The following is a 13,375-nucleotide window of genomic DNA, read 5'->3' as shown; positions in this document are numbered from 1 at the left end:
CGCCGCGGCGGCCGCGCCCTCTCAGGAGTAGAGGTTTTCCTTGCTCACCTCATGAACGTGATCGTGGTCGTGCCCGTGGTGCGGTGCGGGCGCCACGCCCGGCACATGCGGCTCGGTGACCGGCAGGGAGGAGTCCGCGGGAAGGTCCCAGGAGGAGGCCGGCCGGTTGCGGGCGACCATCTCCGCGCCCAGCGCCGCGACCATCGCCCCGTTGTCGGTGCACAGCTTGGGCCGCGGCACCCGCAGGACGATGCCGGCGTCCTCGCAGCGGCGCTCGGCCATGGCCCGCAGCCGGGAGTTGGCGGCCACCCCGCCGCCGATCATCAGGTGGTCCACCCCGTTGTCCTTGCAGGCCCGTACGGCCTTGCGGGTCAGCACGTCGACGACGGCCTCCTGGAAGGACGCCGAGACGTCCGCGACCGGGACGTCCTCGCCGGCCGCCCGCTTGGCCTCGATCCAGCGCGCGACGGCCGTCTTGAGGCCGGAGAAGGAGAAGTCGTAGGCGGGGTCGCGGGGGCCGGTCAGCCCGCGCGGGAAGCGGATCGCGTCGGGGTTGCCCTCACGCGCGTAGCGGTCGATGACCGGACCGCCGGGGAAACCGAGGTGCAGCACCCGGGCGATCTTGTCGAACGCCTCGCCCGCGGCGTCGTCGATGGTCGAGCCGAGCGGGCGGACGTCGGTGGTGATGTCCGGGGCGAGCAGCAGCGACGAGTGGCCGCCGCTCACCAGCAGCGCCATCGTCGGCTCCGGCAGCGGGCCGTGCTCCAGCTGGTCGACGCAGATGTGCGAGGCCAGGTGGTTGACGCCGTAGAGCGGCTTGCCGAGGGCGTAGGCGTACGCCTTGGCGGCCGAGACGCCGACCAGCAGGGCGCCCGCAAGGCCGGGCCCTGCGGTGACCGCGATGCCGTCCAGGTCCTTCGCCGCGACGCCGGCGTCCTTCAGGGCGCGCTGGATGGTGGGGACCATCGCCTCCAGGTGCGCCCGGGAGGCCACCTCGGGCACCACACCGCCGAAGCGTGCGTGCTCGTCGACGCTGGAGGCGATCGCGTCGGCGAGGAGGGTGTGGCCCTGGACGATGCCGACGCCGGTCTCGTCGCAGGAGGTCTCGATGCCGAGGACGAGCGGTCCGCCGCGTGAGTCAGCCATGGTTTCTACGATCCTTGTGCGGAGGGGGCGCAGGGAGCGGACGGGGCGTCGCTCCGGGAGCCCGGTTCGGTGTCGGTGTCCGTCGCGGTACGGCGCATGACGAGGGCGTCGACATTGCCCGGCTGGTAGTAGCCGCGCCGGAAGCCGATCGGCTCGAAGCCGAAGCGTTCGTAGAGGCGCTGCGCGCGGAGGTTGTCGACCCGGACCTCCAGCAGCACCTCCCGGCACTCGAAGGCGGTGGCGGCGGACAGCAGGTCGCCCAGCAGCCGGGCGCCGAGGCCGCTGCCCCACTGGTCGCGGGCGGTGGCGATGGTCTGGACGTCGCCGGTACCGTCCACGGCGGCGAGCCCGCCGTAGCCGACCAGCCGGCCGGACAGCTCGGCGACGACGTAGTGCCGGTTGGCGTCCGAGCCGCGGGCGTGCGCCAGCTCGGACCAGAACATGCCCGGCGACCAGGCGTCGTCGGGGAACAGGGCGCGCTCCAGGTCGAGTACCGCGTCCAGGTCCCACCAGCGCATCCGGCGCAGGGTGGCGGCACCGCGCGCCGCCGGGCCGCCGGCCGGTTGTCCGTGCGTCGCGGCGGGCGTCACTTGGGGGTGACCACCTTGTAGTTGGCCGGGACCTGGGCGTCCGGCCGGCGCAGATACAGCGGCCGGGCGGGCAGGAACTCCTCGCCCGCCGCGAGCTTTTCCGCGGCCAGCGCGGCGAGCGCGCCGGCGGACTGGTGCTCGGGCCCCTCGCGGCGTACGCCGGTGAAGACCGTGTCGTACAGCAGCGCGCCCGCGCCGACCGCGGGGACGCCGGCCACCTGGTCGGCGATGTCCGCGGGGCGGTCCACGGCGGGCTCGCCGAGCCGGACCGGGCGGGCCGGGGAACCGTCCCCCTGGGGCCGGTCGCCGGGCGCCGGGGCGTACCGCGCCCAGTAGACCTCCTTGCGGCGGGCGTCCGTCGCCACGACGAAGGGCTCGTCCAGCCCGGCGGCGTGGGCGATGCCGTCCAGTGAGCACAGGCCGTGGACGGGGATGTCCAGCGCGGCACCGAAGGTCGCCGCGGTGACCAGTCCGACCCGCAGGCCGGTGTACGGGCCCGGGCCGACGCCGACCACGATGTCGCTGACCGCGTCGAGTTTCAGGCCGGCCTCGGCCAGCACCCTGTCGACGGCGGGCAGCAGCAGCTCGCCGTGCCGGCGCGCGTCCACCTGCCGGGACTCGGCGAGGACGCGGGAGCCGTCATGGAGCGCGACGGTGACGGCGGGGGTGGCGGTGTCAAGAGCTAGCAGCAGCACGCCCTTAAGACTACGGCTCGGCCGGCGGTGCCCGTCCCGGTGCTACCGTCGCCCCGTAATCGCGCGGCCGGGCAGTGGGGCGGCAAGGCACGGGCCTCCCCGCCGGCGGCGGGGAGAGTACGGGAACGGGAAAGGTGGCACAGCGGTGCCCGCTAGGAGCAGCTCGATCGTCACCGCTCTCACCGCGGCCGCCCTGGTCGTGGTCGGCGTGGTGGGCTACCAGGCGTCGGCGTCCGCCGCGGACCCGCTCACCCAGGTCCGCAGCGACGGCAGTCACGCGACCAAGAGCCCCACGAAGCACGACCGGCAGAAGAAGAAGGCCAAGTCCCCCGAGGCCGTCACGATCCCCGCGGGCTCCGGCAAGGGCGAGCGGGTGGTGTACTCCCTCGGCGCCGAGCGCGTCTGGCTGGTGGGCGCGGACGACAAGGCACGGCGCACCTACGAGGTGGCGCCGAGCACCGTCAGCCCGCCCGTCGGGAGCTACCGCGTCACCTCGCGCTCGGTCAGCGTCACGGGCTCGGACGGCGTCGCGATCGAGCACGTCGTACGGTTCGCCGGTGTCGACGGCGTCGTGATCGGCTTCAGCGCGGCGGTGGACGGCTCGAAGCCGGACCCGGACCCGAAGAAGAAGACCGGTGGCATCCGTGAGTCGCGGGACGACGGCAAGGCGATGTGGGACTTCGCGCTGCACGGCACCAAGGTCGTCGTCGTCAACTGACCCCGCCGCCGCCGACCGGCTCGCGCCGTCGGTTTGACCCGTTCGGGCTACGCCGCGTCGCGCCCCGAGGTGGACGCGGCTGTGGCCTCGCCGTCCGTTCCGGCCTCGTCCGCCGCTCCGTCCGCGCGCCGCGCGGGCCTGTCCTGCGCGGCCTGGGAGGGGGCGTCGGGGGGCGTGGAGACGGCGCTGGCCGCGGCGCAGGCCGCGAGCAGCTCATGCATCGTGGGTGACTGCTCGGGCGCCTCGTGCTCGGCGGCGCGCCGGGCCGCCGCGAAGGGGGTCCCCCCGCGCCCTTCGGATGTGGGGGAGGACTGGTGGGCCGACATGGTCGCCTCCGGGGCTCCTGGGGCAAGCGGCAGAAGTTAGGCTGCCCTAACCGGTGCTCTGCACCCATGTGACCATGCCCGGACCCGCGCGCGCAACATCTTACCGACGGCTTGTCGGAAACTACCGGACGTTCGCACCCGGCGGGCTCCCCTCGCACGCCGCTCCCGGGGCGGCGGCCGCGAACCCGCGACGGCGTACGGCGCGCAGCGCCCGGTCAGCAGGTTTCGAGTGCGGGCAGACCGGTGCCGGCCCAGCGCGGGCCGAGGCCGGTGACGGTCACCTCGCGGACGTCGTCCACGTCGGCCTCCGGTGCACCCTCCGGCCCCCCGGGGGCGTCCGCACCCACGGCCCGGCCGATGACGACGTGCAACCGGTCGTCGGACAGCTCCTCGACCTTGCCGTCGCCCCACTCCACGACCACCACCGACTCCGGCAGCGACACGTCGAGGTCCAGGTCCTCCATCTCGTCCAGGCCGCCGCCGAGCCGGTAGGCGTCGACATGCACCAGCGCGGGGCCGCCGCTCAGGGAGGGGTGCACACGGGCGATGACGAAGGTCGGGGAGGTGACCGCGCCGCGCACGCCCAGCCCCTCGCCCAGGCCCCGGGTCAGCGTGGTCTTGCCCGCGCCCAGCTCGCCGGTGAGAAGTACCAGGTCGCCGGGGCGCAGCAGGGTGGCGAGGCGGCGACCCAACTCCTGCATCTTGTCGGGTGACTTGACGGTTACACGGGCGGTCGCGTCGGTGGTGCTCATGCCGCAAATGGTACGGCCCGCCCGGCATGCCGGTCCCGGACCCGAAGGAGCGGCCGGGACGGTCCGGGGGCTCATTGGCTCCCGGCGCGGCATCCGGCGCCCGGCCCGCCGGAGGCTTCAGGCCCGGGCCGACCGCGAGCTGCGGCTCCCCGCGCTCGCCCGCTCCACCAGCGTCACCAGATGGTCGTTGACCAGCTCGGGGCGCTCCAGCATCACCAGATGCCCCGCCCCGTCGACGCACACCAGCTCGGCGGCGGGCAGCAGCTCGCCGATGGTCTGGCTGTGGTCGGCGGGGGTGATCAGGTCACGGTCACCGGCGAGCACCAGCGCGGGCAGGGTGTCGTACGCCACCAGCGCCTCGGTCTTGTCATGCACCGCGAACGCCGGGAAGAACTCGGCGACCACGTCGATGGGGGTGGCCTCGATCAGCCGCTCGGCGAACCGCGCGACCCCCGGGTCGACGTCCTTGGGCGTGCCGAAGGAGTAGCGCTTGACGAGCCCCGCGAACAGGTCCGCGGTGGCCCGCCGGCCGCGCTCGACGATCTCGCTCTGGGCGCCCAGTGCCTTGAGCACACCCGGCGCGAAGCGGTGGAATGCCTTGACGCCGAGCGACGGCAGTCCGAAGGCGACCTCGCTGAGCCGGCCCGCCGACGTGCCGATGAGCGCCACCCCGACCACCCGCTCCGCCACGAACCCGGGGAACTGATCGGCCAGCGCCATCACCGTCATCCCGCCCATGGAGTGCCCGACCAGCACGATCGGCCCCTGGGGCACGGCGGCGTCCAGCACCGCCTTGAGGTCACGGCCGAGCAGATCGATGGTGACCGGCTCGGTGCCGTCCATCTGGGCATGGCCGCGCGCCGAGCGGCCGTGGCTGCGCTGGTCCCAGTGGACCGTGCGCACCGTGCCGCGCAGCGCGCCGCGCTGGAAGTGCCAGGAGTCCTGGCTGAGGCAGTAGCCGTGGCAGAAGACCACCGTGGGGGCCGCGGAGCGTCGCCCCAGGGCCGAGAGCAGCCGCTTGCGGAAGCCGCCCTGGGCGCCGGCTTGGCCGTCCTGGGCGGGCCGGGCGTTCTTGCCGCCGCGGGCGGCCCTGGCGTTCTTGTCGGTCTTGGCCGTGGCGGTGCCGCCCTTGCCCGGGCCGTCGTCCTCGGGCCCCGGGGCGGTCTCCCCCGGCTCGTCGACCTCGTAGTACAGCGCGGTGCCGTCCTCGGCGATCGCCGTGCCGGGGGTGCCGCGCAGCGTGCCGAACGGGCCGGCCGCGTCCAGGGCCAGCCGCGCCTTGCGCCGCATCCCCCGGCCGACCGTCAGCCGCTCTATCGCCACACCGGCCGCCGCCCCGGCCGCGACCACGCCGATCGCGGCACCGGCGATGCCGGCGCTGCGCCCCGCCCGCGCCCAGTTGCCGGCCGCGTCGGCGGCGCTCTCCACGGCCGTCTCCACCGCTGCCTCGACCGCCTTCGCCGCGCCCGTGCCGTCCGTCATGCCGTACTCCCCGTGACCGTCGTGTCCCCTTCGACATCGCTGTCCACATAGACGCGCGGCACCCTGGATCCGATCCGCGTGACGATTTCGTAGCCGATGGTTCCGGCCGCGACGGCCCAGTCCTCCGCGGTCGGCTCACCGCGGTCCCCGGGCCCGAACAGCAGCGCCGGGTCGCCCGGCTGCGCCCGGTCCCCGCCCAGATCGACGACGAACTGGTCCATCGCGATGCGGCCGGCGACCGTCCGCCACTTGCCGGCGACCAGCACCGGGCCGCTGCCGGAGGCGTGCCGCGGGACGCCGTCGGCGTAGCCGAGCGGGACCAGCGCGAGGGTGGTCTCGCCGGGCGTCGTGTAGTGGTGGCCGTAGGAGACGCCGTGGCCGCCGGGGACGCGCTTGACCGACGCCAGCGACGCCTCCAGCGTCATCGCGGGCCGCAGCCCGAAGTCCTGCGGGGTGCCGACCTCGGGGCTCGGCGAGATGCCGTAGACGCCGATGCCGGCGCGCACCACGTCGTACCGGGCCTCCGGCAGGGTCAGCAGCGCCGGGGTGTTGGCGATGTGCCGCACCTCGGGCCGCAGCCCGGCCGCCGCCGCGACCGCGAGGGCCTCGTCGAAGGCGGTGAGCTGGGGCGCGATCGAGGGGTGACCCGGCTCGTCGGCGCAGGCGAAGTGCGACCAGACGCCGGTGATGGTGAGCACGCCCTCGACCTCGGCGGCGCGGGCGGCCGCGGTCAGCTCCGGCCAGTCGGCGGGCGGGCAGCCGTTGCGGCCGAGACCGGTGTCGATCTTCAGCTGGACGCGGGCGGTACGGCCGCACGCGCGGGCCGCCTCGGTCACCTCGCGCAGCGCCCACAGCCCGCTCACCGAGACGTCGATGTCCTGCTCGACCGCCTCGCCCCACGGGCCTCCGGGGGTCCACAGCCAGCACATCAGCCGGCCGGTGTCGCCCGCGGCGCGCAGCGCGAACGCCTCCTCGGGAAGCGCCGTGCCCAGCCAGGCCGCGCCGGCCTCACGGGCGGCGCGGGCGCAGGGCACCGCGCCGTGCCCGTAGCCGTCGGACTTGACCACGGCCATCAGCTCTGCCCGGGGTGCACGGGCCCGCAGGGCACGCACATTCGACCGCACGGCGGCGAGGTCGACGGTGGCGCGGGCGCGCTTCGCTGTCTCGTTCATCGCCCTCAGTGTCTCAGGCGGCGCCGCGGAGCCCCGGGGGACCGGCGGTGGCGCGCCCCGCGGCACCCGGACCGGGCGCGCTCACACTCCGGTCCTGCGACCCCATACGCGGACCGTGTCGCCCTTCTTCAGCACATCCCACAACCTTTCCGCGTCCATCCATTTCAGGTTGACGCAGCCGTGCGACCCGGGGGACTCGTAGATGTCGCCGTAGACGCCGTGCAGCGCTTCCCCACCGTCGAAGAACTGGGAGAAGGGCATCGGCGTGTTGTAGAGCGTCGAGGTGTGGTTCCGCACCCGCAGGTAGACCCGGTACGTGCCGGTGCGGGTCTTCGAGGCCGGCCGGCCGGAGCGGATCGCCACCGGCCGGAAGATCACCTTCCGGCCGCGCTGCACCCACATGATCTGCCGCGACAGATCGACACAGGCGACCCGCCGGGCGCGGACCGGGCAGTGACCGGCCTTGTTCGGGTTCCGCTGGGCCCGCAGCAGCCGCACCACGGCGCCGGTGACCCGGCCCGCGAAACCGTTCGCCGGCGTGATGTGGTGTGCCCGCTGGAATCGGCGGATGGCCTTGCAGTCGGCGGCCGACTGCCGGCCGTCCACCGCGCGGCGCAGATGGCGCTCGGCCTGCTGCTGGTAGGGCCCGGCGGACCTGCTGCACCGCGCCGACGCCGCGCCGGGGACCGCGCGCTGCCGTTTCTGGTGCGGCCGCTGAGGGCTGCGGGGAGCCGCCGCCGTCTCCGCCGCCGCGCCCGGGACGGGCGGCACCGCGATGGCGGCCCGGGGCGCACCGTCGAGGGTGAGCAGCAGGGCGCCGACCAGCAGCGCCGGCAGGGTGCGTTTCATGGACTCACTCATGCCGTGGCCGGACGCCCGCGCGTCCCGGCCCGCGGCAGTTTCGCCCTGGTGCCGCGCGGCGTTCGCCCACCGGGCGTAACGGCGGTGCGGAGCAAGGCGCTTACGGGACCCGGGCGCCCGGAGGCGGGCCGTGGCCGGACACGGCGGCCCGAAACGACCGGCCCCCGGCCACCCGCGCAGGGTCGCCGCCCGCGCCCGGATCCCGGCCCGGTCCGGCCGCCGTCAGTCCAGGACGTCCCGCCAGGCGGCGCCGAGTTGGTCGGCGACCTCCGTGGCCACGATCGGGGCGCCCCGCGGGCCTGCCGCGCGGCGGGCCGCGAGGCCGTGCAGATACGCGCCCACCGATGCCGCGTCGCGGGCCGGCAGCCCGGCGGCGAGCAGCGATCCCGTCAGCCCGGAGAGCACATCGCCGCTGCCGGCCGTCGCCAGCCAGCCGGTCCCTGTGGAGTTGACCCGTACGGGCCCGGTGGCATCCGCGACCAGCGTCGTCGAGCCCTTGAGCAGCACCGTGGCGCCGAATCGCCCGGCCAGCTCCCGCACGGCGTGCAGGCGGGCCACCTCGACCTCCTCCCGGCCGCTGCCGAGCAGCGCCGCGGCCTCGCCGGCGTGCGGGGTGAGCAGCGTGGCCGCGGCCCGGTCGCGGACCCGCTGCGGCGTCAGGAAGCGCAGCCCGTCGGCGTCCACGAGCACCGGCACCTCCGCCGCCAGCACGTCCTCCAGCGCGTCCGACTCGTCCCCCAGGCCGGGGCCGATGACCCAGGACTGCACCCGGCCCGCCCTGTGCGGCGGCCCGGCGTGCACCAGGGTCTCGGGGAACTTCGCGAGCACCGCGTCGGCGGCCGGGCCGACGTACCGCACGGCCCCCGCGCCGCCGCGCAGCGCACCCGCGACCGCCAGCACCGCGGCGCCCGGGTAGCGCGCCGATCCGGCCACCACGCCCACCACGCCACGCCGGTACTTGTCGCTCTCGGCCGCCGGGCGCGGCAGCAGATCCGCCACGTCCGCGTGCTGCAGCGCCTCCGCCTCGGCGTCCTCGGGCAGCGTCAGACCGATGTCGACGAGCCGCAGCGCACCGGCCCGCCCCCGCGCCGGATCGATCAGCAGCCCGGGCTTGTACGCCCCGAACGTCACCGTCGCGTCGGCCCGTACGGCGTCCCCCGCCACCTCGCCGGTGTCCGCGTCCACCCCGCTCGGCAGATCGACCGCGACCACCAGGGCCGACTCCCTTACCGCGCCGAGGAGTTCGGCCGCCTGCGGGCGCAGCCCGCCACGACCGCCGATGCCCACGATGCCGTCCACGACCAGATCGGCCCAGGCGATGTCCCGCGGCGCATCGGCCGACACCCGCCCGCCGGCGGCCCGCAGCGCGGCGAGTCCGCCCGGGTGCGTCCGCTCGGGGGACAGCAGCACCGCGACGACGCCCGCGCCGCGGCGCGCCAGCCGGGCGCCCGCGTACAGCGCGTCGCCGCCGTTGTCACCGCTGCCGACCAGCAGCGTCACCCGGGTGCCGTACACCCGCCCCAGCAACTCCCCGCAGGCGACGGCCAGTCCGGCCGCGGCCCGCCCCATCAAGGTCCCCTCCGGCAGCCGGGCCATCAGCTCCCGCTCGGCGGCCCGCACGGTCTCCACGCTGTAGGCAGTCCTCATGCGGCCAGTCTCACACCCCGGCGCCGCACGGCCCCCGCCACACGCGAGGGCCACTGCGGCCCCGGACGTGTCGACGGGCCGCCCCGGGCCGGGTGAGGAAGGGGGGTCGGCCCGCTAGCCTTCGGCGATCACCACGGCGGAGGCGACCCCGGCATCGTGGCTGAGCGACACATGCCAGGACCGTACGCCCAGCTCCGCCGCCCGCGCCGCGACCGTGCCGCGGACCCGCAGCCGCGGCTGCCCGCTGTCCTCGACGTACACCTCGGCGTCGGTCCAGTGCAGCCCGCCGGGCGCACCGAGCGCCTTGGCGACGGCTTCCTTGGCGGCGAAGCGCGCCGCCAACGAGGCCACCCCCCGGCGCTCGCCGCTCTCCAGCAGCAGTTCCTCCTCGATGAACAGCCGCTGTGCCAGCTCGGGCGTCCGCTCCAGCGCCGCGGCGAAGCGTTCGATCTCCGCGACGTCGATCCCCACTCCGATGATCACGCGCTCACTCCACCGTCACGGACTTGGCGAGGTTGCGCGGCTGGTCGACCTCGTTGCCGCGGGCGGTGGCCAGCTCGCAGGCGAAGACCTGCAGCGGCACCGCCGACACCAGCGGCTGGAGCAGCACCGGCGTCTGCGGGATCCGCACCAGGTGGTCGGCGTACGGCACGACGGCCTCGTCGCCCTCCTCGGCGATGACGATGGTGCGCGCCCCGCGGGCCCGGATCTCCTGGATATTCGAGACGATCTTGTCGTGCAGCACCGAGCGTCCGCGCGGCGACGGCACCACCACGACCACCGGCAGGTCCTCCTCGATCAGGGCGATCGGCCCGTGCTTGAGCTCACCGGCCGCGAAGCCCTCCGCGTGCATGTACGCGAGTTCCTTCAGCTTCAGCGCGCCCTCCAGCGCCACCGGGTAGCCGACATGCCGCCCGAGGAACAGCACGGTCTTCTTGTCGGCGAGCCCACGCGCCAGCTCCCGCACCGGCTCCATCGTGGCCAGCACCTGCGTCACCTGGGTGCCGATGGCCGCCAGCTCGCGCACCACCGCCCGGATCTCGTCGCCCCACTTGGTGCCCCGCACCTGGGCGAGGTACAGCGCGACGAGATAGCAGGCCACCAGCTGCGTCAGGAACGCCTTGGTGGAGGCGACGGCGACCTCCGGCCCGGCGTGCGTGTAGAGCACGGCGTCCGACTCCCGCGGGATGGTCGAGCCGTTGGTGTTGCAGATGGCCAGCACCTTCGCGCCCTGCTCACGGGCGTGCCGCAGCGCCATCAGGGTGTCCATGGTCTCGCCGGACTGGCTGATGGCGATCACCAGCGTGTGCCGGTCCAGGATCGGGTCGCGGTAGCGGAACTCGCTGGCCAGTTCCGTCTCGCACGGGATCCGCGTCCAGTGCTCGATCGCGTACTTGGCGATCATGCCCGCGTGGTACGCCGTCCCGCACGCCACGATCACGACCTTGTCGACCTCCCGCAGCACCTCCGGCGGGATCCGCACCTCGTCGAGGGAGAGCACACCCGAGGCGTCGATCCGGCCCAGCAGCGTGTCGGCGACGGCCTTCGGCTGCTCGGCGATCTCCTTGAGCATGAAGTAGTCGTAGCCGTCCTTCTCGGCGGCCGACGCGTCCCAGTCGACGTGGTACGCACGGACCTCCGCCGGCGCGCCGTCGAAGTCGGTGACCGTCACCCCGTCCCGGCGCAGCTCCACGACCTGGTCCTGCCCCAGCTCGACGGCTTCCCTGGTGTGCGCGATGAACGCCGCCACATCCGAGGCCAGGAACGCCTCGTCCTCACCGATCCCCACCACCAGCGGCGAGTTGCGGCGCGCCCCGACGACCAGGTCCGGCGCGTCGGCGTGCACCGCGACCAGCGTGAACGCGCCCTCCAGACGTCGGCACACCTGCCGCATGGCCTCCGGCAGGTCCCCGCAGGAGGAGTAGCACTCGGCGAGCAGGTGCGCGACGACCTCGGTGTCCGTATCGGACGCCAACTCGTGTCCACGGTCGGTGAGTTCGGCGCGCAGCCCGGCGAAGTTCTCGATGATGCCGTTGTGCACGACGGACACCCGGCCGGCGTTGTCCAGATGCGGGTGCGCGTTGGCGTCGGTCGGCCCGCCGTGCGTGGCCCACCGGGTATGGCCGATACCCGTCGACCCGGCCGGCAGCGGACGCGCCGACAGTTCCTTCTCCAGGTTGGAGAGTTTGCCCGCCTTCTTGGCCGCCGCCAGCCCGCCGTCGGCCAGCACGGCGACCCCCGCCGAGTCGTAGCCGCGGTACTCCAGCCGCTTCAACCCGGCGAGAACGACGTCAAGAGCGGACTGCCCGCCCACGTAACCCACGATTCCGCACATGAAGGCACCCTACGACGGGGGCCCGGGAGCGCGCCGCACCACGTGCCACGCCCCTCACCGGGCGCCGACGTGCGGCCCACCGATCAGGTCAGGCCCTCGGGGCAGCTCCCCGGCCCGATCCCCGGCCGCCCACGCCCGCGCTCTATCCGCTCCAGCGCGTCGCGCACCGTCGCCAGGAACTCCTCCTCGTCCGGACCCGGCCTGCTGCCCCGCTCGTAGCTGTCCAGAAAGTCGGCGAGATCCTCACCCAGGTCCTCGTCCGGCAGCTCCTCGGCCAGCTCGGCGTGCACCCGGTCCGCGTACCCGTCCGGCACGCCCGTCCGCCCCCGGTTCCGGCTCTCCTCACTGGCCCGCAGACGCAGCAGACCTAAAAGGCGCGCTCGCACGCCCACCCCCTCTTTCGCACCGGCGCGCGATCGGCGCCGTGTCCCGCCGCAGACCGTACCGGCGAATACCTGCCCGGTACAGACATGCCGGTCGAGACACCCCAACCACACCCCCACATCCACAACCCGGCCGCGACACGCACAAGCCGCCCCTTGCGGCGTGTCTCCACACCCCCGGCCCCCGGGGAGCCACCCCGGGATGAAGCGTGCGCCGCGGCTGCGCACAATGGGCGCGTGCCCCTGACGACCGATCCGCAGCAGCGCCGCCGCGCCGACAGCTCGCCGTACGTCGATCTGACCCGTGAGCAGTGGAGCGCCCTGCGCGAGAAGACCCCCCTGCCACTGACCGCCGAGGAGGTCGAACGGCTGCGTGGTCTGGGCGATGTCATCGACCTCGACGAGGTACGCGACGTCTATCTGCCGCTGTCCCGCCTGCTCAACCTCTACGTCGGCGCCAGCAGCAACCTGCGCGGGGCGCTGAACACCTTCCTCGGCGACGCCGGCGGCGGCCACGGCTCCCAGCCCGGCACCCCGTTCGTCATCGGGGTCGCGGGCAGTGTGGCGGTCGGCAAGTCCACCACCGCCCGGCTCCTCCAGGCGCTGCTCGCACGATGGCCGGAGCACCCGCGGGTCGAGCTGGTCACCACCGACGGGTTCCTCTTCCCCAACGCCGAACTGCACCGGCGCGGCCTGATGTCCCGCAAAGGGTTTCCCGAGTCCTACGACCGGCGGGCACTGACCCGCTTCGTCGCCGATGTGAAGTCCGGCAAGGCCGAGGTCGGCGCCCCGGTCTACTCCCACCTGATCTACGACATCGTGCCCGGCGAGCGGCTGACCGTACGCCGCCCGGACATCCTCATCGTGGAGGGCCTGAACGTCCTGCAGCCCGCGCTGCCCGGCAAGGACGGCCGCACCCGCCTGGGACTGGCCGACTTCTTCGACTTCTCCGTCTACGTCGACGCCCGCACCGAGGACATCGAGAAGTGGTATCTCGGCCGCTTCCGCAAGCTCCGCGAGACCGCGTTCCAGAACCCGTTCTCGTACTTCCGCAAGTACACCCAGGTCTCCGAGGACGAGGCGCTGGACTACGCCCGGATGATGTGGCGCACCGTCAACAAGCCCAACCTCCAGCAGAATGTCGCTCCCACCCGCGGCCGCGCGAACCTCGTACTGCGCAAGGGACCCGACCACAAGGTGCAGCGGCTGTCCCTGCGCAAGCTCTGACCGCGGGCGCCGCCCGGAGCCCCGTCCCCACCCACGACCCC

14 protein-coding genes are annotated in these 13,375 nt (G+C 74.3%); 2 read left to right on the top strand and 12 right to left on the bottom strand.

Annotated features, from left to right (window positions below; translation table 11 throughout):
* Positions 1 to 21 precede the first annotated feature (21 nt).
* The 3 genes from tsaD to tsaB all read right to left on the bottom strand — a co-directional run bounded on the left by tsaD (position 22) and on the right by tsaB (position 2,431).
* The gene (gene tsaD, locus QOM21_RS20460) at positions 22 to 1,146 is read right to left on the bottom strand and encodes a tRNA (adenosine(37)-N6)-threonylcarbamoyltransferase complex transferase subunit TsaD (RefSeq protein WP_407552038.1); all 1,125 of its coding nucleotides are present in this window, start codon (positions 1,144 to 1,146) and stop codon (positions 22 to 24) included.
* A gap of 5 nt (positions 1,147 to 1,151) precedes the next feature.
* Complete coding sequence (gene rimI / locus QOM21_RS20455; protein WP_407555734.1) at positions 1,152 to 1,664, bottom strand: ribosomal protein S18-alanine N-acetyltransferase; 513 nt, start codon at positions 1,662 to 1,664, stop codon at positions 1,152 to 1,154.
* Between the two features lie 68 nt (positions 1,665 to 1,732).
* Positions 1,733 to 2,431 carry a tRNA (adenosine(37)-N6)-threonylcarbamoyltransferase complex dimerization subunit type 1 TsaB gene (gene tsaB / locus QOM21_RS20450; protein WP_407552036.1) on the bottom strand — a complete coding sequence of 233 codons (699 nt, stop codon included), beginning with the start codon at positions 2,429 to 2,431 and terminating at the stop codon, positions 1,733 to 1,735.
* A 145-nt stretch (positions 2,432 to 2,576) separates the two neighbouring features.
* On the opposite strand from tsaB, the gene QOM21_RS20445 reads away from it, so the two are divergent.
* Positions 2,577 to 3,149 carry a L,D-transpeptidase gene (locus QOM21_RS20445; RefSeq protein WP_407552034.1) on the top strand — a complete coding sequence of 191 codons (573 nt, stop codon included), beginning with the start codon at positions 2,577 to 2,579 and terminating at the stop codon, positions 3,147 to 3,149.
* A gap of 47 nt (positions 3,150 to 3,196) precedes the next feature.
* Here QOM21_RS20445 and QOM21_RS20440 read toward each other — a convergent pair whose 3' ends face one another.
* The 9 genes from QOM21_RS20440 to QOM21_RS20400 all read right to left on the bottom strand — a co-directional run bounded on the left by QOM21_RS20440 (position 3,197) and on the right by QOM21_RS20400 (position 12,110).
* Positions 3,197 to 3,475, bottom strand: a complete 279-nt coding sequence (locus tag QOM21_RS20440; protein ID WP_407552033.1) for a hypothetical protein — start codon at positions 3,473 to 3,475, stop codon at positions 3,197 to 3,199.
* Positions 3,476 to 3,690: 215 nt separating this feature from the next.
* On the bottom strand, positions 3,691 to 4,227 hold the full coding sequence (gene tsaE, locus QOM21_RS20435; protein ID WP_407552031.1) for a tRNA (adenosine(37)-N6)-threonylcarbamoyltransferase complex ATPase subunit type 1 TsaE: 537 nt from the start codon (positions 4,225 to 4,227) through the stop codon (positions 3,691 to 3,693).
* 117 nt (positions 4,228 to 4,344) lie between these two features.
* Positions 4,345 to 5,709: an alpha/beta fold hydrolase gene (locus QOM21_RS20430; RefSeq protein ID WP_407552029.1), complete on the bottom strand. Its 1,365-nt coding sequence runs from the start codon at positions 5,707 to 5,709 to the stop codon at positions 4,345 to 4,347.
* Positions 5,706 to 6,881 (bottom strand): alanine racemase, encoded by a 1,176-nt coding sequence (gene alr / locus QOM21_RS20425; protein WP_407552027.1) that lies wholly within the window; start codon positions 6,879 to 6,881, stop codon positions 5,706 to 5,708. The genes QOM21_RS20430 and alr overlap by 4 nt, the downstream gene beginning before the upstream one ends.
* Before the next feature lie 81 nt (positions 6,882 to 6,962).
* The gene (locus QOM21_RS20420; RefSeq protein WP_407552025.1) at positions 6,963 to 7,730 is read right to left on the bottom strand and encodes a L,D-transpeptidase; all 768 of its coding nucleotides are present in this window, start codon (positions 7,728 to 7,730) and stop codon (positions 6,963 to 6,965) included.
* Positions 7,731 to 7,964: 234 nt separating this feature from the next.
* Positions 7,965 to 9,389: an NAD(P)H-hydrate dehydratase gene (locus tag QOM21_RS20415; protein ID WP_407552023.1), complete on the bottom strand. Its 1,425-nt coding sequence runs from the start codon at positions 9,387 to 9,389 to the stop codon at positions 7,965 to 7,967.
* 114 nt (positions 9,390 to 9,503) lie between these two features.
* Positions 9,504 to 9,872 carry a holo-ACP synthase gene (locus tag QOM21_RS20410; RefSeq protein ID WP_398553623.1) on the bottom strand — a complete coding sequence of 123 codons (369 nt, stop codon included), beginning with the start codon at positions 9,870 to 9,872 and terminating at the stop codon, positions 9,504 to 9,506.
* A 4-nt stretch (positions 9,873 to 9,876) separates the two neighbouring features.
* Complete coding sequence (glmS, locus tag QOM21_RS20405; protein ID WP_407552021.1) at positions 9,877 to 11,724, bottom strand: glutamine--fructose-6-phosphate transaminase (isomerizing); 1,848 nt, start codon at positions 11,722 to 11,724, stop codon at positions 9,877 to 9,879.
* Positions 11,725 to 11,807: 83 nt separating this feature from the next.
* Positions 11,808 to 12,110, bottom strand: coding sequence for a hypothetical protein (locus QOM21_RS20400; protein ID WP_407552020.1), 303 nt, complete (start codon positions 12,108 to 12,110; stop codon positions 11,808 to 11,810).
* A 234-nt stretch (positions 12,111 to 12,344) separates the two neighbouring features.
* On the opposite strand from QOM21_RS20400, the gene coaA reads away from it, so the two are divergent.
* Complete coding sequence (gene coaA / locus QOM21_RS20395; RefSeq protein ID WP_407552018.1) at positions 12,345 to 13,334, top strand: type I pantothenate kinase; 990 nt, start codon at positions 12,345 to 12,347, stop codon at positions 13,332 to 13,334.
* Positions 13,335 to 13,375: the final 41 nt, after the last annotated feature.

This window comes from Streptomyces sp. Pv4-95 (assembly GCF_045782725.1).
Classification (GTDB): Bacteria; Actinomycetota; Actinomycetes; order Streptomycetales; family Streptomycetaceae; genus Streptomyces.
The sequence above is the reverse complement of the archived record's forward strand: the minus strand, read 5'-3'. Positions and strand labels throughout refer to the sequence as shown.